Genomic DNA, 13,850 nt, shown 5'->3' with positions numbered 1-13,850 from the left:
TCAGCCACCGTCCTTGCCGAGGAACACCGCGCGGGCGAGGTCGTCGCGCTCGGCGAGTTCACGGGCATCACCGGTGAACCGGACCTGCCCCTTCTCCAGGAAGACCGCCCGGTCGGCGATCGCCAGCGCCACATTCAGGGACTGCTCGACGATGATCATCGTCAGGCCGTCCGCCTTGAGGCGCTCGATCACCGCGAGCAGGTCCTGGATCACGACGGGGGCGAGGCCGAGCGAGAGTTCGTCGATGAGCAGCACCTCGGGGTCGTGCATCAGCACCATGGCGAGGGCGAGTTGCTGCTGCTGGCCGCCGGACATGCTGCCCGCCCGCTGCGCGAGGCGGTCGTTCATGTCGGGGAACACGTCCAGCACGTAGGCGAGTCGGGCGTCGCGGTGGGCCCGGTCCCGATCGCGGAGCTGGAACGCGGCCATCTCCAGGTTCTCCGCCACGGTCATGCCGGGGAAGGTGCCCTTGCCGCCGGGCAGCAGGCGGATGCCGTACCGGCCGCGCTGTTCGGGCGAGACATACGTGATGGTCTTCCCGTTCAGCCGGACCACGCCGCGAGAGGGGGTTCCCAGGCCGCAGATCGCCTTCAGGATCGTGGACTTGCCGGCGCCGTTCGTCCCCAGGAGGGCGAGGACCTCGCCGCGCCGGACTTCGAATCCGACGCCGAACAGCACCTGCACGTTGCCGTATTCGAAGTCGATGTCGTTGACCTGGAGCACCGGGACCTGCTCGGGGTCCCGGGCCTGGCGGTCCCGCTCCGCGAGTTCCTCCCGCAATTCATGGACGACCAAGGCGAGGTCGTTCTTGATGAACGAGGAGCTGCGGATCAGCATCAGGCTGCCCACCAGCGTCGCCGGGACGCCGATGACCAGTGCCGCCGCGCGCGCGTCGTACGAGTCCAGGATGAGCGCCGACAGCAGCGAGCCGCCGGTCGCGCCGATGAAGAAGATGTAGATCGCCGCGAGCGCCGTGCCCAATCCGCGCAGTTGGTAGGGGGACACGGACTGCATGACCGGGCCGATCATCGCGAACGCCGCGGACAGCAGGACCAGCGGCAACATCTGTGCGATGACGAACGCGGGCGCGGTCGGCATGAACCACTGCGCCGGCGTCAGCGCCGCCACCGGCAGGATCAGGTAGCCGACCAGCTTCAGGGCGCGCGCCGGGTCGGTGCGGTAGAGCCGGTCGTAGCGCGGGCCGACGAACGGCAGGACGGCCGGCACGCCCAGGCCGCCGAGGGTGCCGTACACCCCGCGTTCGAACGTGCCGAGCCCGAAGTGGTCCTCCATCCACAGGTTCGTCAGCACCGGCCCGGTGAACAGGCCGAAGCCCATCGCGGCGAACGCCAGGATGACCGTCTTGGTGGTACGGATGCGCATCAACCGGGCGAACGCCGCCTCGATCGAGATCGGCATCGGCTTGTCGTGGGTGATGACCTCGCCGAGCACCGCCTTCATCTCGTGCTGTCCGCGCGGGGGTTCGGGCAGCCGGAAGGCGTACAGCGCCACGAGCGCGGTGGGGATGCCCAGGACGAAGAACGCCCAGCGCCAGCCGTCGTCGCCGCCGGCGAGCGCGGCGATCCCGCCGACCACCAGCGGGCTCAGTACCCCGGCGAGGCGGCCCGCCATACCGGTCGCCGCGGCGATGCGGCCACGTACCCCGATGGGGTAGGTGTCCGCGTTCAGCGAGCCGTGCACCGGCAAGGTGCTCGCCTTGGCCACCCCGACGCCCAGCCGGGCGAGGAACATCAGGAATACGTTCGCCGCCAAACCGCACGCGAACACGAAGGCGGCGAAGGCCAGTCCGGCCCATCCCGCGACCTTGCCGCGCCGGTACCGGTCCGCCAGCCAGCCCATCGGGAGCGCACCGAGCACCAGGAACGCGCCCGACGCCGCCGACAGGAACACGATCGCGCCGTCGCTCATCCCGAACGAGTCGCGGATGTCCGGGGCCAGCACGCCCAACGTCGCGGTCTCCAGCTCGTCGAACGCGGAAAGCGCCATCAGCGTCAGGAACGTCGCCGAACCACCCGCGGCCAGGCCCCGGCGGAGGGTCAGCTGCTCGCCGCCCACTCCGGGCAACAGATCGTCGGCGAACAGCACCTCACGTTCGGCCTCGGCCGCCTGGGTACGTTCCGCCTCGGCATCGACGAGTTCGGCGGCCAGGCCCGCGGCGGAGCGGCGCTGTTCGCTCCGCGGCGCGAACGCCTCGCCGGCATCGTCCGTGGTGGCGTCGTCCACCGTGCCGCTCACCGGCAACACCCGTACCGCGCGGTCCGGTTGCGCCGAGCCGCCGCCTGCGGCCGCGCCGGATGACGCGATCGCCGGCCGTGCCGCCCGTGGGACGGATCAGGCGCGGGGGGAAGGAAGGTCGTACGCATCGGGCATCCTTCGCGGCTCGGAACGGTCACCACACAGACGAACCCGCAGGCGTGACACCCCCGACCGCGCGTATGCGGCCGTGACGTCTCCCGGTGCGGAGCCCAATTGTTTATTCGAGATTAAATAAATGTCCAGACCCTGGAGGGGAGGACTTCTCGGGGCCGTTCGGGCGCGGCACCGCGATCGGGGGCATGCCGAAATGCCGAACCATCACGGCCGTACGCGAAGCGCCCTGCAGGCCTTGGCGCCTGAAGGGCGTGCGGTCGACTGCGCCCGAGGTGGCCGGGCGGGTCGCGGGTCGGCGGGTCGGCGGGTCGGCGTCCGGAGGATCACCGTGTGGGCGGGGCTGCGGGGATCTGTCGCCGTGGTCGGCCGGGTGGGTCGCTGTCGCTCAGCTCTCCACGTCCACCGAAACCCAGAAGTCCGCCAGCGCCTTCGCGGTCTCCTCCGGTCGTTCCTCGTTCGGCGTGTGCCCCGCGTCGGCGATCACCACGTGCCGCGCGTTCAGGTCCCGGGCCATCTTCGCCTGCGTCGCGGGCGTCCACGGCATGTCGTTCTCGCCGCACATCACCAGGAAGCGCACATCCGTTTGCGCCAACGCCGCCACCCGCGACGGCTCTCCCAACATCGTGCGGATGATCCCGATCAGGTTCGCCTTGTGCGTGTGGACGAGCCGGTGCTTCAGCCACACCTGGGAGCCGTGCGCGAGTCCGGCCTTCCTCAGTTGGCCGCGCATGAGCATCCACAACAGCGACGTCCCGCCGATCCGCAGGATCCACACCAGCGGCCCGACCATCTTCGCGCCCGCGAACTCGGTGTTGCCCGGACCTGTGCCGAGCAGCGTCAGGCTCCGCACGCTCGCCGGCGCGTCGGCCACGGCGCGCTGCGCCACGATCCCGCCGAAGCTGTGTCCCAGCAGGTGCACCGGCGCGGTGTCGACGGCCGCGATGACCTCGGCCAGTTCGGCCGCGAAGGCGGTCACGTCGTAATCCCGCCACCGGGTCGGGCCGGGTGACTGGAACTGGCCGCGCTGGTCGTACGACACGACGCGATAGCCCTCGGCGGCCAACGGCTCCAGCATCGGCAGGAAGTCTTCCTTCGAACCGCTGAACCCGGGCACCAGTACCGCGGTGCCCCTCGTCTCGACGCCTTCCGGCGGCGTGATCTCCAGGGCCGCCAGCGGCCCACCGGTCGTGCGCAGTTCGATCCGCCGGGCGGACTCGGGCAGCGGGGTCGGGTAGAGCGATGGGTCGGCAACGGTGGCCATGGACACTCCTCGATCTGACAAACGTGGCTTCGGAAACGACGCTGAAACGAGTCAGCGGCCGGGAGGCGCCGAGTGTAGAACCACCGAAAGTGCAAGGGAAGACTCAGCCCACACGTCGACGAGGCTCAGGCCGCCCGGTGGGGTCGCCCGGTTCAGCTTCGGCCGGGGTCGACGGGCGAGGGCACCGAAGAGGCCCGGACCGCCCGATGACGCCGTCCGGTTCAGCTCCGACCGGGGTCGACGGGCGAGGGCGCCGAAGAGACCCGCCACGCGGTGGGGCCACGCGGGTCGACCCACCCGGAGCCGACGGGCGAGGGCGCCAAAGAGGCCCGGACCACCCGGTCCTACCCCGACCGGGAGCGATAGGCGAGGGCGCCAAGCACGCTCGAGCCACGCGATGGGCCGCCCTGTCCAACCCCGGCCGGGGTCAACAGGCAAGGACGGCGAAGTGGCTGAGCCGCCCGGTGGGGCCACCCGATTCAACCCCGACCGAGGACGACAGGGGAGGGCACCAAAGCGCCCGGACCACCGATGAGGCCACGCGATTCAGCTCCGGCCGGGGCCGACAGGTGAGGACACCAAAGCACCCGGACCACCCGATGAGGCCCTGCGATTCAACCCCGACCGGGACCAACAGGTGAGGACACCAAAGCACCCGGACCACCCGAAGAGGCCCCGCGATTCAACCCCGACCGGGACCAACAGGCGAGGGCGCCAGGCCGGCGAGCACCGCGTCCAGGTCGAAGGCGAACTGCGCGTCCGGGTCGTAGTCGCCATGGCCCGCGGCGCGCATCAGCGGCAGCGCGTCCGGCTCATCGCGCAGAATCTCGCTGATCGTCGCGCGATGCGGCTCCTGCCCTTGGGCGCGCAGCATGAAGACCGAGCGAACGTTGATGTGTACCAACTCGCCGATCAGCGTCACGCACCGCCCCGCGACGACCGGGTCGAAGCCCGCGTCCACCAAGACCTCGTGCAGCCGCTCGATCTGGTCCAACTGCTGCCGCCCGGCCGGTCCGCTGAACGCGAAGTACTCCGCATGCCCCGGCAGGGTCAACGACGCGTCGCGGGTGGCGTGGGCGAACGCTCGCAACCAGGTGCGCCAGTCCGCGTCCGGCGCGGGCATCCACGACTCGTCGAGTACGCGCTCGATCCGCGCCGCTGCCACCAGCGCCGCCAGCGAATCGCGGTCGCCCACGTGGTGGTAGAGATTCGGCGCGTGCACCCCCAGACGGTCGGCCACGGCCTTCATGCTCAAGGGCTCGCCGGCCGCGTCCAACTCCAGGGCCGCCTGCACGATGCGGTCGCGGTCGATACGCGCCGGCCGTCCACGTCCACGTCGGCCGCCGTTCATGCTCCGACCTCCCGCAATGTGTTCTCCCGCAAATCTCCGGGGCAGCCGCCACCGGCGCACCGCGAGTGGGAATCTTCGGTGAGATTCTTCCACGGGCGGGCGATCGGGCGCCGCGCGGCCGGGCGACCGCCGCGAACAGCCGTGGCCGGCAGACCCGCCGGTCGGAGCCCCTACGAGTAATTCCCTGCGGCCGTCCGCGAGTTCGACCCCGGCTCCGCACGCCCGTCGGCGGCGCCCGGACGATGCGGTTCGTGCGCGGGTATCGACGAGCGGTGGCCGCCGACGCGCATGGCTCCACCCGATCGGTTCTGCTTGCAACCTTTGTTACCCAGTGGTACAAAACCCGAGCTGACTCGATTCAGCGGCGTGGCCGCGATGCCACCGATGCATCGATGCCCCCGTGCAGGGGCCGCTGGATCTTCAGGTTCCGGTACACCGGCAGGCGCCGGTTCATTGTTCCGGTACACCGGCATGCGCCGGTTCGTTCGGCGCCTTATCGAAAGGCCCCTCCATGTCACGAACCCGTACCGCCGCCAAATTCGCCGCGATGGCAATCGCCGCGGTGACGGCGGCAAGCACCCTCACCGTCACGTCCGGCACGGCCTCGGCTGCCGCCGGCTCGTGCGCCGACATAGACGCAACCTACGCCATGGGCACGCAGTTCGGCGTGTCCGACCCGCCCGACTCCGACCCCGTCTACGACGCCCTCGTCTCCGCACTCGACACCCGCCTCGGCGGCTCCAAGACGGTCTCGTACTACCGCGTGAACTACCCCGCCGGCCTTCAGCCCTGGTCCGTGTCCCTCGGCAACTGGGACCTCGTCCGGCACATCGAAGCCCAGGCCGCCGCCTGTCCGAACCAGAGGTTCGTGGCGGTCGGTTACTCGCAGGGTGCCAACGTCGTGTCCAACTCCGTCGGCGTCAGCAGCCTCGGATCCCTCACCGGCGCGCCCATCGTCGCCGTCATCCCGGCGAACATCGCACCCCGGGTCGCGGCGCTCGTGCTCTACGGCAGCCCGCAGCGCGGACTGCCGCTGTACAAGCCGACCACGATCACCGGCACCTACCAGGCCCGTACCCTCGACGACTGCGCCACAGGCGACCCCGCCTGCGGCGGCGGCGTCGACTCGGCCGCCCACCTGTCCTACTCCCAACCCGAACACAGCCTCCCTGCCGCGGACTTCATCGCGGCACGGGTCTGACCGACGCCAAGCGTGCCGTCCGCCGGGCCTCCGCACCGCCGGGAGGCCCAGTCGCCGGGCATGCCGCGATGGCCGCCGACCGCCGCGAGGACCGACCCATCCGTGTCGGCCGTCCCGGTCGGCGCCCGGAACGGCTGAGTGCGCGGCCAAGTCACCGGCGAGGGCCGCCGGTTCCCTGGCATCCCCTACGCCCGGCCGCCCACCGGCGACCTGCGCCGGCAGACACCGAGACCCGCTGCCGACTGGCACGGGGTCAAGGACTGCGACCCGGTACGGCAACTCCTGTGCGCAGCCGCTTGGAACTGGTCGCGCGTGATGCAAACCAGCTTGGCAAGGCCGGACTTCGTTGTGCCGAGGAGGCTGATTCCCGGTCTGCACGGGACGACCCTTCACCTCGCCTTGGACGTGTCGATCCGTTCGACAGCCGCGGCGTGGCACCTTGCCTCGCACCATGGTTCGGTGGCCGGGACTCCGGCTCCACGACTGCCTTCCACCAGGAGCGGCCCGTCCGAAACAACGGTCGCCCTGCGGGCGACGTCGGCCGCGGTGACATTGGCTCCCCGGGCCGCGGCGGGCAAGGCGAGCGCACCGCTGCCGGTGCACCCGTCCGGCGCTTTCGTACCCGGGACGAATTCCAGGCCAACGCCTGAGCCGGCGGTCGACTGTTGTTCGCGGTCGAGGCTCGGCATGCAATCCGCTACCAGACGCCGCTGGAGTACCTGTTGAACCGACAGCGCTTGGGTCGGGTCGTCCTGTGCGGCCAGGTCGCCCAGCAGCGTGTGTTGTCTTCCGCGCTCGATGCCCACCTCCGACACTTCCGGGTCGTGGTGGCACAGGACGCGGTCGCGCGGATCGACGCCGACCTCGCCCGAGCCGCCTTCCGCATGATGGAACGCGCCATGCACGCCGACATCCGCCCGTGGCGCCGCCTCGACCTTCGACACATGGCCGCCCACCACACGCCGAACCGCCGAACACCACCCTCGCCGCGCCCGGCGCGGGTCCACCACGGCGGATGGGGTCGCGCGTGCGCGGCCCCATCCGCCGAAGCATCACCGGTACAAGTCGGGGTAGCGGTTTGCACATGATCGCTCTGGCTCAGCTCGAATCGGCCTCGGCGGGAACCGTGGCCGCGGTGGCCATCCCCGCCGCACTCCTGATCGCCGTCCTGCTCATCATTCCCGTGGTCAGCGGGGTGCGCCGCCGGCGCCGGCCGCCGCCCGCGCCTCCGCAGGGAATTCCCACCACCGCGTCCGAGGCGCCGACCGGGGGCGGGCGGCGGGAGTCCGCCGAGATGCCCCGGGACGGGCACCGGAGGGGCCCGCACGACATGCCCGGTTTCGGCAATCTCGGTTCCCGGGCGGCCGATCCGCATAGGGAAGACCGGGGCGGCATCTGACGGGAACACCCGACTTGGTGCGATTCGACTGCGAACGCGACGTTTGTCGACAATACGTGTGGGCAGCAGGGGCGGTGGGTCGCCGACACAACCGATCGGCGGCCCGCTTCCCCTTGCCGTGAACCGCGAACCGAAGGGCCAACCCCGATGAACGACAGCGACCTGACCGGCCGACGCATCCTGGCGATCGTCACCAACTACGGCGTGGAGCAGGACGAACTGGTCGTCCCGGTCCGCCGTCTCCGCGAATCCGGTGCCCGAGTCGACATCGCGGCACCGTCGGCGGAACCGATCCGGACCCTCGTCGGCGACAAGGATCCGGGCGTGAGCGTCGAGCCGACGCTCACCCTGTCCGACGCGGACCCCTCCGGCTACGACCTCCTGCTCGTGCCTGGCGGCACGCTCAACGCCGACTCGTTGCGCCTGAACGACACCGCCGTCGGGATCGTCCGCTCCTTCACCACCTCGGGCCGCCCCGTCGCGGCCATCTGCCACGGTCCGTGGATGCTGGTCGAGGCCGACGTCGTACGCGACCGCACGCTGACCTCGTACGCGTCCGTCGAGACGGACATCCGCAACGCCGGCGGCCGTTGGCTCGACGAGCCGGTCGTGCGGGACGACACGGGCGACTATGTACTGATCACCTCCCGCACGCCCGATGACCTCAAGGACTTCGTGCACCAGATCGACGCGGCCCTGACGATGTCCGGCCTCGGGTCGACTCGCCAGGTGTGACCCGCGAACCACCTCCCGGCACCCGCGACGTCCGGCTTTCGAACCACCGACCACCGACCACCGAACCAATCGATGGCGCTCCCCCCGCTCGGCGGGATGGGGCGCCATCCGCATGTCCGCAGCGTCCGAAACCCCACGCTCCCCGGGAGGCGAATCAGCTTGACCTGCGGGCCTCGGAGCCCCGGAGCCGCGGAGCGAGGGCGAGGCAAGCCCAACGGCGAACGCGAACGCGACGGCGACGGCGACGGCGACCGCGACCGCGACCGCGACCGCGACGGCCAGGCGAGCGGCGACAGTCGTTGCCGCAGTCAAGATTATGAGCATGCTCACAATCGCCGGCGCCGCCATCGCCAATCCTTGCTCTCTGCAATGATCACGACACGTTATCGACGTGTTGCACGATGGTGATCCTTCGGCTTTCACGCAGAATCTCTCGCCGTGTTCAGATTCCGGCGAAGATCTTCCCGCATTTCGCCGCCGAATTCGAAGCATCTGCGGTCCGAGAACATGCGCCGTCGAGCACGCGCCGACCGGAGGTTTGGCGTCCGGCTTCCGGGCAACGTGCGCGCGTGCACCCGAAGATTACGAAGAGGTGCCCAGGCGGGGAAGGTCCGTCCTTCCCGTCCGCCCAGAGCACCTCGGTAGGTTCGATCCGCATGTCCGCCGAAACGAAATTCTTCGCCGAAACGGAATCCGCACATCCCGTCGTCTCGATGGGTCCACCCGAGCTGCGCGACGGCGCGGCGCTGTGGCAGCTCGCCCGCGACAGCGGATCGCTGGATCTCAACTCCTCGTACAGCTACCTGCTCTGGTGCAGGGACTTCGCGGCGACCTCGATCGTCGCCCGTGACCACGACTCCCGCGTCCTGGGCTTTGTGACCGGCTACGTCAGACCCGGTCTGCCGGACACGCTCATGGTGTGGCAGGTCGCGGTGGCCGAATCCGCCCGGGGGCACGGGCTGGCCACGCGCATGCTGACCGCGTTGATGCGGCGGCGCGTACCGCATGGGCAAACCCGCCTGGAGACCACGATCACCCTCGACAACTCGGCGTCCATCGCGCTGTTCACCGCGCTGGGACGCGAACACGGGGCGGGCGTGAGTCGTACCGAACTCTTTCGCGCGGCGCTCTTCCCGGATGGGCACGCCGACGAAGTCCTCTTTCGGGTAGGCCCGTTCACCGCAGCCGCCTGACCCCCGACAGGCCCCGAACCGGAGGGGGCGGCACCGTCGGACGTGGCTCGCCGCTGCCCTCGACCATCCGATCCAGGAGAAACATGACTGTTTTCGAAACTCTCGAGTCCGAGGTCCGCAGCTACTGCCGGAGCTGGCCGACCGTGTTCACCCACGCGCGCGGCAGCCGGATGCACGACGAGAACGGCCGCACCTACCTGGACTTCTTCGCCGGAGCGGGCGCGCTGAACTACGGCCACAATCACCCGCTGCTCAAGCGCGCGTTGCTCGACTACCTGGAGAGCGACGGGGTCACGCACAGCCTGGACATGTCCACGGCGGCGAAACGCACCTTCCTGGAGCGCTTCGACGAGGTGGTGCTGGAGCCGCGCGGCCTGGACTACAAGGTGCAGTTTCCCGGCCCCACCGGCGCCAACACCGTGGAGTCCGCGCTCAAGCTGGCCCGCAAGGTGACCGGGCGCGAGGCCGTGATCGGGTTCACCAACGCGTTCCACGGCATGACCCTGGGCGCGCTCGCCGTCACGGGCAACGCGAAGAAGCGCGCCGGCGCCGGAATTCCGCTGGTGCACGCCACGCCGATGCCGTACGACAACTACTTCGACGGGCAGTTGCCCGACTTCATCTGGTTGGAACGCCTGCTCACCGACGGCGGCAGCGGCCTGAACCTGCCCGCCGCGGTGATCGTGGAGACCGTGCAGGGCGAGGGCGGCGTCAACGTCGCCCGTTTCGAGTGGCTGCGCGCACTGGCCGAGCTGTGTCGGCGCCACGACATCCTGCTGATCGTGGACGACGTGCAGATGGGCTGCGGTCGCACGGGTCCGTTCTTCAGCTTCGAACCGGCCGGGATCACCCCGGACATCGTGTGCCTGTCGAAATCGATCGGTGGCTACGGCCTGCCGATGGCGCTCACCCTGTTCCGCCGCGACCTGGACGTGTGGGAGCCCGGCGAACACAACGGCACCTTCCGCGGCAACAACCCGGCCTTCGTCACCGCCACCGCGGCGTTGGATCTGTGGGCGGACGGATCGCTGGAGAAACAGACCACGCTCAAGGGCGAACTGATCGAGCGTCACCTCGACGACATCGTCACCGAACATGCCGAACTCGGCGCCTCCCGACGCGGTCGCGGCCTCATCCAGGGCCTGACCTTCGCCGACAACTCCTTCGCCGAGGCCGTGTGCGCGCGGTCCTTCGAGGACGGACTACTGGTCGAGACCTCGGGCTTCGAGTCGGAGGTGGTCAAGCTGATGCCCGCGCTGACCACCACCGAGGACGAACTCGACGAGGGTATGGGGATCCTCGCGAACGCCGTCCGCGCCGTCCGCGCCGCCGCCTGAACTCCCCTACGCCACCGACCACAACGGAAGGACCACCACGATGATCGTTCGCACACTGGACGAACTCGACGGCACCGACCGCGACGTCGTCGCGGACACGTGGCGCAGTCGCCGCATCGTCCTCGCGAAGGAGGGCGTCGGCTTCTCCGTGCACGAGACGGTGATGTACGCGGGCACCGAGACCTCGATGTGGTACGCCAATCACATCGAGGCTGTCTTCTGCACCTCCGGCGAGGGCGAACTCACCGACGAGGAGACCGGCCGGACGTACCTGATCACGCCGGGCACGACCTACCTGCTCGACGGTCACGAACGGCACACCATGCGGCCGAAGACCGACATCCGGATGGTGTGTGTGTTCAACCCGCCGTGCACGGGCCGCGAGACGCACGACGAGAACGGGGTGTACCCGCTGCTGCACGAGGAGGCGGGCGCATGACGATCCACTCGCTCGACCATCCCTCGGTCGACCTCTACCCCACCCGGCACGTCACCGGCTCGCTGCGCGTGGAACGACGCGAACCCGTGGTGTGGGCCGACTCGTTCGAGGGCCCGATGGACCGGGACGAACTGCGCGGCTACGAGCGGGACGGATTCGTCACCGTCGAGCAGTTGCTCGACCCGGACGAAATCGTGGCGCTGCGCGCCGAGTTGACCAGGCTGTGCGGTGATCCCGAGGTTCGCGCGGACGAACGTACCGTGATCGAGCCCGCGTCCGAGGCCGTGCGGTCGATCTTCGAGATCCACCGGATCAGCCCGCTGCTGCGCGAACTCGTCCACGATCCACGGCTGGTGGGCCGGGCCCGCCAAATCCTCGGATCGGACGTGTACATCCACCAGAGCCGCGCCAACCTGAAACCCGGCTTCGACGGCTCCGGCTTCTACTGGCACTCCGACTTCGAGACCTGGCACGCCGAGGACGGCATGCCCGCGATGCGAGCCGTGAGCATCTCGATCGCGCTGACCGAGAACCACGTACACAACGGCGCGTTGATGATCATGCCGGGCTCACATCGCACGTTCGTCGCCTGTCCGGGCGAGACGCCGCACGGTCACTACCGAACCTCCCTGCGCCGCCAGGAGATCGGCACACCCGACCCGGACTCGCTGACCGAACTCGCGGACCGACACGGCATCTCGGTGATCACGGGTCCGGCAGGCTCGGCGACCGTGTTCGACAGCAACTGCATGCACGGCTCCGCGGAGAACATCACCCCGTTCCCCCGCAGCAACCTGTTCATCGTCTACAACAGCGTCGACAACGCCCTGACCACCCCCTACGCGGCCCCGGCCCCCCGCCCCGACTTCATCGCCACCCGCACCCGTCCCGTCACCTGACCCTCCCGCCCCGGACCCCGAAACCCGGGGACCGCATCACCCGGCGCCCCTGACGAAGGGGGCGCCGGCCCGGCTCCCGCACCCGCCCCGGCGACCCCGCCGGGGCGGGCCGGCGGTCGAGTGTGTGCCGCAGCGCGCGCCGTCCCACCCGTAAGGGTGGTGGTGCGGCCCGCGATTTGTGTGCCGACGTCCCCGCAGGGCCTGATCGGCATGGTTGCCGGGGCCGCGGCCGGGAACAGCGGGGCCGACTTCGGGCTCGGTCGGCATGGAATCGTCACCCCACCCTCGAAGTCTTCACGGCGGCCGTCGTGCAAGCCGCCCGGCACGCCCGGTTGTGCCGCGCGTCGACCCGACCCTCGCCCACGCGCGAACCCGAACGGCCACGCGCAGCCAGGGTTCGTCCTCGGTCACGTGAACACACTCGCCATCGCGGCGGCGGCCTTGAGGCCCGATCCGGTCAGGACGACCACGACCCTGTCGCCGGGCCGGATCGCGCCCTTGGCGGTGAAGGCGTCGATCGCGGCGGCGGCCGAGGCGGAGGTCGGCTCCGCGTAGAGGCCGATGCCCGCCAGTCGGCGGGTCGCCCCGATGATGTCGTCCTCCGGGATCGCCACGGTGTCGCCGCCCGATCGCCGGATCGCGTCCACGATTTCCGGTAGCCGGATGGGCGACTCGATCGCCGTGCCCTCGGCGATCGTGGGCCCGACCTCGACGGCGGGGCCGCCGTGGAACGCGGCGTGGATGGGCGCGCATCGTTCGGGTTGGGCGACCAGCAGCCGAGGGCGCCGGTCGATGTGACCCGCGGCGAGCAACTCGCCGAAGCCCAGATCGCATCCCAGTACGATGCTGCCCGCGCCGGCGACCGTGACGACGACGTCCGGCGCGGCGAAGCCCAGGTCCTCCCAGATCTCGTACGCCAAGGTCTTGGTGCCCTCGAGGAAGAGGGGATGCCAGTTGTGCCCGGCGTACGCGGTGGTTCGCGCCTCGCGCATCGCCTGCTCCCCGGCGGCCGCCCGACCGCCCGGCACGAGCACCACCTCGGCACCGTACGCCCGGGCCTGCAACACCTTCGCCGCGGACGTGCCCTCCGGGGCCAGGATCCGGGCTCGGATGCCGGCGGCGGCACTGTAGGCCGCCACCGAGGAGCCCCCGTTGCCGGAGCTGTCCTCGAGCACCGACCGCACTCCGCGCCGGGCGAGCAGCGACATCATCACGCTGGTTCCGCGATCCTTGAAGCTGCCGCTCGGGTTGAACCATTCGAGCTTGAAGTGCACCTCCCGCTCCCCCCAACGCCCTTCGATCAGCGGGGTGCACCCCTCGCCGAGCGACACCGGTCGGGTGACGTCTCCCGGGAGCGCGGCACGGTAGCGCCACAGGGAGCGCGTGGAGGTCTCGATGTCCTTCGGCCCGATGCCCGGCCGCGGCCCGACCACCAGCGGCGCGCCGTCGTCGCCTTGCCAACGCAGCGCGTCGAGTGGGTAGGTCCGGCCGGAGCGCGGGTCGAGATAGACGTCCATGTTCACCTTCCTCGCATTGGACGGGAAGTCTAACATTGGACGTACAGTCCAATCTGGTGTCGGGCGTCTGCTCCGGTCGGGCATCAGGCATCAGGCATCGGACTTCGGGCGTAGGGCGCCGGCAGCG

The 13,850-nt window shown here is 70.1% G+C and carries 14 protein-coding genes; 9 read left to right on the top strand and 5 right to left on the bottom strand.

Features of this window, described 5'->3' with window-relative positions; translation table 11 throughout:
- The 4 genes from OG948_RS52355 to OG948_RS52340 form a co-directional block, all read right to left on the bottom strand.
- The gene (locus OG948_RS52355) at positions 1-2,256 is read right to left on the bottom strand and encodes an ATP-binding protein (protein WP_331772139.1); all 2,256 of its coding nucleotides are present in this window, start codon (positions 2,254-2,256) and stop codon (positions 1-3) included.
- 520 nt (positions 2,257-2,776) lie between these two features.
- A complete protein-coding gene (locus tag OG948_RS52350) occupies positions 2,777-3,652 on the bottom strand; it encodes an alpha/beta hydrolase (protein WP_331772138.1) in 876 nt (291 codons plus the stop codon).
- 682 nt (positions 3,653-4,334) lie between these two features.
- On the bottom strand, positions 4,335-4,946 hold the full coding sequence (locus OG948_RS52345) for a TetR/AcrR family transcriptional regulator C-terminal domain-containing protein (RefSeq protein WP_406300727.1): 612 nt from the start codon (positions 4,944-4,946) through the stop codon (positions 4,335-4,337).
- A gap of 507 nt (positions 4,947-5,453) precedes the next feature.
- Positions 5,454-5,636 carry a hypothetical protein gene (locus OG948_RS52340; RefSeq protein ID WP_406300726.1) on the bottom strand — a complete coding sequence of 61 codons (183 nt, stop codon included), beginning with the start codon at positions 5,634-5,636 and terminating at the stop codon, positions 5,454-5,456.
- Between the two features lie 16 nt (positions 5,637-5,652).
- On the opposite strand from OG948_RS52340, the gene OG948_RS52335 reads away from it, so the two are divergent.
- The 9 genes from OG948_RS52335 (at position 5,653) to thpD (ending at position 12,206) form a co-directional block, all read left to right on the top strand.
- Positions 5,653-6,204, top strand: a complete 552-nt coding sequence (locus OG948_RS52335) for a cutinase family protein (protein WP_406300725.1) — start codon at positions 5,653-5,655, stop codon at positions 6,202-6,204.
- Between the two features lie 138 nt (positions 6,205-6,342).
- Positions 6,343-6,930, top strand: a complete 588-nt coding sequence (locus tag OG948_RS52330; protein WP_406300724.1) for a carboxylesterase family protein — start codon at positions 6,343-6,345, stop codon at positions 6,928-6,930.
- Entirely contained in the window at positions 6,870-7,292 is a 423-nt protein-coding gene (locus tag OG948_RS52325) for an isochorismatase family protein (RefSeq protein WP_406300722.1), read from the top strand. Before OG948_RS52330 ends, OG948_RS52325 begins: the two co-directional genes overlap by 61 nt.
- Positions 7,289-7,603: a DUF6479 family protein gene (locus OG948_RS52320; protein WP_331772135.1), complete on the top strand. Its 315-nt coding sequence runs from the start codon at positions 7,289-7,291 to the stop codon at positions 7,601-7,603. The genes OG948_RS52325 and OG948_RS52320 overlap by 4 nt, the downstream gene beginning before the upstream one ends.
- A 147-nt stretch (positions 7,604-7,750) precedes the next feature.
- Positions 7,751-8,338, top strand: a complete 588-nt coding sequence (locus OG948_RS52315; protein WP_331772134.1) for a type 1 glutamine amidotransferase domain-containing protein — start codon at positions 7,751-7,753, stop codon at positions 8,336-8,338.
- Between the two features lie 656 nt (positions 8,339-8,994).
- The gene (ectA, locus tag OG948_RS52310; protein WP_331772133.1) at positions 8,995-9,531 is read left to right on the top strand and encodes a diaminobutyrate acetyltransferase; all 537 of its coding nucleotides are present in this window, start codon (positions 8,995-8,997) and stop codon (positions 9,529-9,531) included.
- An 83-nt stretch (positions 9,532-9,614) separates the two neighbouring features.
- The gene (gene ectB / locus OG948_RS52305) at positions 9,615-10,868 is read left to right on the top strand and encodes a diaminobutyrate--2-oxoglutarate transaminase (RefSeq protein WP_331772132.1); all 1,254 of its coding nucleotides are present in this window, start codon (positions 9,615-9,617) and stop codon (positions 10,866-10,868) included.
- 40 nt (positions 10,869-10,908) lie between these two features.
- The gene (locus OG948_RS52300; protein ID WP_331772131.1) at positions 10,909-11,307 is read left to right on the top strand and encodes an ectoine synthase; all 399 of its coding nucleotides are present in this window, start codon (positions 10,909-10,911) and stop codon (positions 11,305-11,307) included.
- A complete protein-coding gene (thpD, locus tag OG948_RS52295; RefSeq protein ID WP_331772130.1) occupies positions 11,304-12,206 on the top strand; it encodes an ectoine hydroxylase in 903 nt (300 codons plus the stop codon). The genes OG948_RS52300 and thpD overlap by 4 nt, the downstream gene beginning before the upstream one ends.
- Positions 12,207-12,613: 407 nt before the next feature.
- Here the strand turns inward: thpD and OG948_RS52290 are convergent, their stop codons facing one another.
- Complete coding sequence (locus OG948_RS52290) at positions 12,614-13,723, bottom strand: pyridoxal-phosphate dependent enzyme (protein ID WP_331772129.1); 1,110 nt, start codon at positions 13,721-13,723, stop codon at positions 12,614-12,616.
- Positions 13,724-13,850 lie beyond the last annotated feature (127 nt).

Source organism: Embleya sp. NBC_00888, from assembly GCF_045207655.1.
In the GTDB taxonomy this organism is placed as follows: domain Bacteria; phylum Actinomycetota; class Actinomycetes; order Streptomycetales; family Streptomycetaceae; genus Embleya.
Note: the sequence above shows the minus strand (reverse complement) of the source record. Positions and strands in the feature narration are given on the sequence as shown.

Excerpts from the sequence above, each read along its gene's own strand:
- OG948_RS52350 (WP_331772138.1), bottom strand. The coding sequence starts at position 3,652 with ATGGCCACCGTTGCCGACCCATCGCTCTACCCGACCCCGCTGCCCGAG.
- OG948_RS52340 (WP_406300726.1), bottom strand. The coding sequence starts at position 5,636 with ATGTCGGCGCACGAGCCGGCGGCAGCCGAGGCCGTGCCGGACGTGACG.
- OG948_RS52335 (WP_406300725.1), top strand. The coding sequence starts at position 5,653 with ATGGGCACGCAGTTCGGCGTGTCCGACCCGCCCGACTCCGACCCCGTC.
- OG948_RS52320 (WP_331772135.1), top strand. The coding sequence starts at position 7,289 with ATGATCGCTCTGGCTCAGCTCGAATCGGCCTCGGCGGGAACCGTGGCC.
- OG948_RS52315 (WP_331772134.1), top strand. The coding sequence starts at position 7,751 with ATGAACGACAGCGACCTGACCGGCCGACGCATCCTGGCGATCGTCACC.
- ectA (WP_331772133.1), top strand. The coding sequence starts at position 8,995 with ATGTCCGCCGAAACGAAATTCTTCGCCGAAACGGAATCCGCACATCCC.
- ectB (WP_331772132.1), top strand. The coding sequence starts at position 9,615 with ATGACTGTTTTCGAAACTCTCGAGTCCGAGGTCCGCAGCTACTGCCGG.
- OG948_RS52300 (WP_331772131.1), top strand. The coding sequence starts at position 10,909 with ATGATCGTTCGCACACTGGACGAACTCGACGGCACCGACCGCGACGTC.
- thpD (WP_331772130.1), top strand. The coding sequence starts at position 11,304 with ATGACGATCCACTCGCTCGACCATCCCTCGGTCGACCTCTACCCCACC.
- OG948_RS52290 (WP_331772129.1), bottom strand. The coding sequence starts at position 13,723 with ATGGACGTCTATCTCGACCCGCGCTCCGGCCGGACCTACCCACTCGAC.